6 protein-coding genes and 1 pseudogene are annotated in these 4,297 nt (G+C 53.7%); all 7 read left to right on the plus strand.

The features are described 5' to 3' along the window. Positions 1-1,134: elongation factor Tu (tuf, locus tag Q7T06_RS11290; RefSeq protein ID WP_304784696.1), on the plus strand; the 1,134-nt coding region annotated here is incomplete at its 5' end. Positions 1,135-1,217: 83 nt separating this feature from the next. Then, complete coding sequence (gene rpsJ / locus Q7T06_RS11295) at positions 1,218-1,580, plus strand: 30S ribosomal protein S10 (protein ID WP_304784698.1); 363 nt, start codon at positions 1,218-1,220, stop codon at positions 1,578-1,580. Positions 1,581-1,778: 198 nt separating this feature from the next. Continuing rightward, entirely contained in the window at positions 1,779-2,453 is a 675-nt protein-coding gene (gene rplC, locus Q7T06_RS11300; protein WP_304784700.1) for a 50S ribosomal protein L3, read from the plus strand. Between the two features lie 3 nt (positions 2,454-2,456). Then, the gene (rplD, locus tag Q7T06_RS11305; RefSeq protein WP_304784703.1) at positions 2,457-3,077 is read left to right on the plus strand and encodes a 50S ribosomal protein L4; all 621 of its coding nucleotides are present in this window, start codon (positions 2,457-2,459) and stop codon (positions 3,075-3,077) included. Then, positions 3,074-3,391: a 50S ribosomal protein L23 gene (gene rplW / locus Q7T06_RS11310; protein WP_112990597.1), complete on the plus strand. Its 318-nt coding sequence runs from the start codon at positions 3,074-3,076 to the stop codon at positions 3,389-3,391. The genes rplD and rplW overlap by 4 nt, the downstream gene beginning before the upstream one ends. After that, positions 3,391-4,218: a 50S ribosomal protein L2 gene (gene rplB, locus Q7T06_RS11315; RefSeq protein ID WP_304784706.1), complete on the plus strand. Its 828-nt coding sequence runs from the start codon at positions 3,391-3,393 to the stop codon at positions 4,216-4,218. The genes rplW and rplB overlap by 1 nt, the downstream gene beginning before the upstream one ends. A gap of 10 nt (positions 4,219-4,228) precedes the next feature. Further along, positions 4,229-4,297, plus strand: a pseudogene (locus Q7T06_RS11320) (30S ribosomal protein S19); the annotation flags it as partial.

Consider the following 4,297-nt stretch of genomic DNA (forward strand, 5'->3'; position numbering starts at 1 on the left):
CACGTCGATCATGGTAAAACCACATTGACAGCAGCGATTGCAACCGTATTGTCGAAGAAATTCGGCGGCGAAGCAAAAGCATACGATCAAATTGACGCAGCGCCAGAAGAAAAAGCGCGCGGCATCACGATCAACACCGCACACGTTGAGTACGAAACAGCAAACCGTCACTACGCACACGTTGACTGCCCAGGCCACGCCGATTATGTCAAAAACATGATCACCGGTGCTGCGCAAATGGACGGCGCGATCCTGGTATGTTCCGCAGCTGACGGCCCTATGCCGCAAACGCGTGAGCACATCCTGCTGGCACGCCAGGTTGGCGTTCCATACATCATCGTGTTCCTGAACAAGTGCGACATGGTTGACGATGCAGAATTGCTCGAACTGGTCGAAATGGAAGTGCGCGAGCTCCTCTCCAAGTACGAATTCCCAGGCGACGATCTGCCTATCATCAAGGGTTCGGCTAAATTGGCACTCGAAGGCGACACAGGTCCACTCGGCGAACAAGCTATCCTCGCCCTGGCAGAAGCCCTCGACACCTACATCCCGACACCAGAACGCGCAGTAGACGGCGCCTTCCTGTTGCCAGTAGAAGACGTATTCTCGATCTCGGGTCGCGGCACCGTTGTGACCGGTCGTATCGAACGCGGTATCGTTAAAGTCGGCGAAGAACTTGAAATCATCGGCATCCGCGATACACAGAAGACCACCTGTACCGGTGTTGAAATGTTCCGCAAACTGCTCGACCAAGGTCAAGCAGGCGACAACGTCGGCGTATTGCTGCGCGGCACCAAGCGTGAAGACGTGGAGCGGGGCCAAGTATTGGCCAAGCCAGGTTCGATCAAGCCACACAAGCATTTCACAGGCGAAATCTATGTCCTGTCGAAAGACGAAGGCGGCCGTCATACCCCATTCTTCAACAACTACCGTCCACAGTTCTACTTCCGTACTACGGACGTGACTGGTTCGATCGAGTTGCCGAAGGATAAAGAAATGGTTATGCCAGGCGACAACGTGTCGATCACAGTGATGTTGATCAACCCGATCGCGATGGAAGAAGGCTTGCGCTTCGCTATACGCGAAGGCGGTCGTACTGTTGGCGCCGGTGTGGTTGCCAAGATTATTGAGTAATCAAACAACTATCTGACTTCACTGTCATTTAATATCGCCGCGAGTGCTTACCCGCTCGCGGCTCGCTCTTTTAAGGAATGAATATGTCAACAGCACCAAAGACAGCAACACCAAAAGCAGCAGCAGCGAAAGCAGCGCCAAATCAAAAAATCCGTATTCGTCTGAAAGCATTCGATTACCGTTTGATCGATCAATCGGCACTGGAAATCGTTGATACCGCCAAGCGCACCGGCGCAGTGGTCAAGGGCCCAGTGCCATTGCCTACACGCATCCAGCGTTTTGACGTTTTGCGTTCGCCGCACGTCAACAAGACATCGCGCGATCAATTCGAAATCCGTACCCATGTACGTTTGATGGACATCGTAGACCCTACAGACAAAACAGTTGATGCATTGATGAAACTGGATTTGCCGGCTGGCGTAGATGTCGAAATCAAACTGCAATAAATTGTTTGCATCATGCGGGACAGAAATTTGTCCCGCAGTTAAACGCCGGAAACAACAATTCCTACATTTAGGTGTTGTGGAAGCGCTGTTCCCCGGTTATAATCTCGGGCTTCGCTAAGGATTCCGCTTTGGAAACCTTGCGGTACTCGTAGTTCCAAATATCAGCCCCGCCCAATCGTAGGTGGGAATGGAGAAAAAATGAACCAAAACCAAGATAAAGGCCAAGGCCTTCTTGGTCGCAAGGTTGGTATGATGCGCATCTTCACGGATGACGGGGATTCAATTCCTGTCACCGTGTTGGACGTATCTAACAACCGTGTGACGCAAATCAAAACGCCTGACGTCGATGGTTATTCGGCTGTCCAGGTCGCTTTCGGCAGCCGCCGTGCTTCCCGTGTCAACAAGTCTTCCGCTGGGCATCACGCCAAAGCGGGCGTCGAAGCCGGCACCGTCCTCAAAGAATTCCGTGTTGCTGCTACTGCTGCTTCCGAACTGAAAGTCGGCGATGTTATCGCTGCCAGCCTGTTCGAAGTCGGTCAAAAAGTAGACGTGCAGGGTGTGTCGATCGGTAAGGGTTACGCTGGTGTTATCAAGCGTTACCACTTCTCTTCCGGCCGCGCTACGCACGGTAACTCACGTTCGCATAATGTTCCAGGCTCCATCGGTATGGCGCAAGATCCAGGTCGTGTTTTCCCTGGTAAGCGCATGACCGGTCACCTTGGTGACGTGAACCGCACAATACAAAACCTTGAGATCGCTCGTATCGATGCTGATCGCCAACTGCTGTTGGTTAAGGGTGCTGTGCCGGGTGCGAAAAACGGCCAGGTGATTGTATTGCCTGCTGTTAAAGTCAAAGCAAAGAAGGGGGCTTAATTCATGGAACTCAAGCTCCTGAATGCACAAGGTCAATCGTCTTCGAACGTTGCTGCGCCGGATACTATTTTCGGTCGCGATTACAACGAAGCACTGATACACCAAGTCGTCGTTGCCTATCAAGCCAACGCACGCAGCGGTAACCGCAAACAAAAAGATCGTGAAGAAGTTCATCACACCACCAAGAAGCCATGGCGTCAAAAAGGTACGGGCCGTGCTCGTGCTGGTATGTCGTCTTCGCCTTTGTGGCGTGGCGGCGGTCGGATTTTCCCGAACTCGCCTGAAGAAAACTTCTCGCACAAAGTTAACAAGAAGATGTATCGCGCAGGCCTCTGCTCGATCCTCTCCCAGTTGGCTCGCGAAGGTCGTCTCTCCGTCATCGAAAGTCTGTCAGTTGAAGCGCCTAAGACCAAGCTCTTGTCGCAAAAACTGAAAGATATGGGTTTGGATTCAGTGCTCGTCATTACTGACAGCCTGGATGACAACCTGTTGTTGGCATCGCGCAATCTGCCTAACGTGCTGATTTGCGAGCCACGTCATGCTGATCCAGTTTCGCTGGTCTTCTACAAGAAGATCCTGATCACGAAATTGGCATTGGCCAAGATTGAGGAGATGCTGGCATGAGCGCGATTCTGAAACATAGCGAAGAGCGCTTGATGAAAGTGTTGTTGGCGCCAGTCATTTCCGAGAAGGCAACTTTCGTTGCTGAAAAAAACGAACAAGTCGTTTTCCTCGTGATGCCTGATGCTACCAAGCTGGAAATCAAGGCTGCGGTTGAGTTGCTGTTCAAGGTTCAGGTTGAATCGGTTCAGGTTGCCAATCGTCAAGGTAAGCAAAAACGTTCGGGCCGCTTCAATGGCCGTCGCAATCACACGCGTCGTGCGTTTGTCTGCCTGAAGCCTGGTCAAGAAATCAACTTCACCGAGGAGGCTAAATAATGGCACTCGTAAAGACGAAACCGACCTCGCCAGCCCGTCGCGGCATGGTGAAGGTGGTGACGCCCGGCCTGTTCAAAGGTCGTCCGTTCGCTGCCCTGATCGAGAAGCAATCCAAGTCTGCCGGCCGTAACAACAACGGCCATATCACTACCCGTCACATAGGTGGTGGTCATAAGCAGCACTACCGTGTCATCGACTTCCGTCGCAACAAGGACGGTATCGCGGCCAAGGTTGAGCGTCTCGAATATGACCCTAACCGCAGCGCCAACATTGCGCTGGTGCTTTACGCCGATGGCGAGCGCCGCTATGTGCTGGCCAGCAAGGGCATGGCTGTCGGTGATCAGCTGATGAACGGTTCGGAAGCGCCGATCAAGGCGGGCAACTGCCTGCCGATCCGCAACATTCCGGTCGGTACTACGATGCATTGCGTCGAAATGCTGCCAGGCAAAGGTGCGCAGATGGCGCGTACCGCAGGCGCTGCAGTAGTTCTGATGGCGCGTGAAGGAACCTACGCTCAGGTGCGCCTGCGCTCGGGTGAAGTCCGCCGCGTGCACATCGAGTGCCGCGCTACCATCGGTGAAGTCGGCAACGGCGAACACAACCTGCGCAAGATCGGCAAGGCTGGCGCAAATCGTTGGCGTGGTATTCGTCCGACGGTTCGTGGTGTTGTCATGAACCCGGTCGATCACCCGCACGGTGGCGGCGAGGGCAAGACAGCAGCAGGTCGTCACCCGGTCTCGCCGTGGGGTCAGCAAACCAAGGGCAAGAAGACGCGTCGCAACAAGCGCACGACTTCGATGATCGTCTCACGCCGCGGCAAGAAATAAGGAATAGGACATGGCACGCTCATTGAAAAAAGGGCCGTTCTGCGACGCCCACCTGCTGGATAAAGTGGAAGCTGCTCAG

The sequence above is a fragment of the Herminiimonas sp. genome, assembly GCF_030645555.1.
GTDB lineage: Bacteria > Pseudomonadota > Gammaproteobacteria > Burkholderiales > Burkholderiaceae_D > Oxalicibacterium.

Excerpts from the sequence above, each read along its gene's own strand:
- rpsJ (WP_304784698.1), top strand. The coding sequence starts at position 1,218 with ATGTCAACAGCACCAAAGACAGCAACACCAAAAGCAGCAGCAGCGAAA.
- rplC (WP_304784700.1), top strand. The coding sequence starts at position 1,779 with ATGAACCAAAACCAAGATAAAGGCCAAGGCCTTCTTGGTCGCAAGGTT.
- rplD (WP_304784703.1), top strand. The coding sequence starts at position 2,457 with ATGGAACTCAAGCTCCTGAATGCACAAGGTCAATCGTCTTCGAACGTT.
- rplW (WP_112990597.1), top strand. The coding sequence starts at position 3,074 with ATGAGCGCGATTCTGAAACATAGCGAAGAGCGCTTGATGAAAGTGTTG.
- rplB (WP_304784706.1), top strand. The coding sequence starts at position 3,391 with ATGGCACTCGTAAAGACGAAACCGACCTCGCCAGCCCGTCGCGGCATG.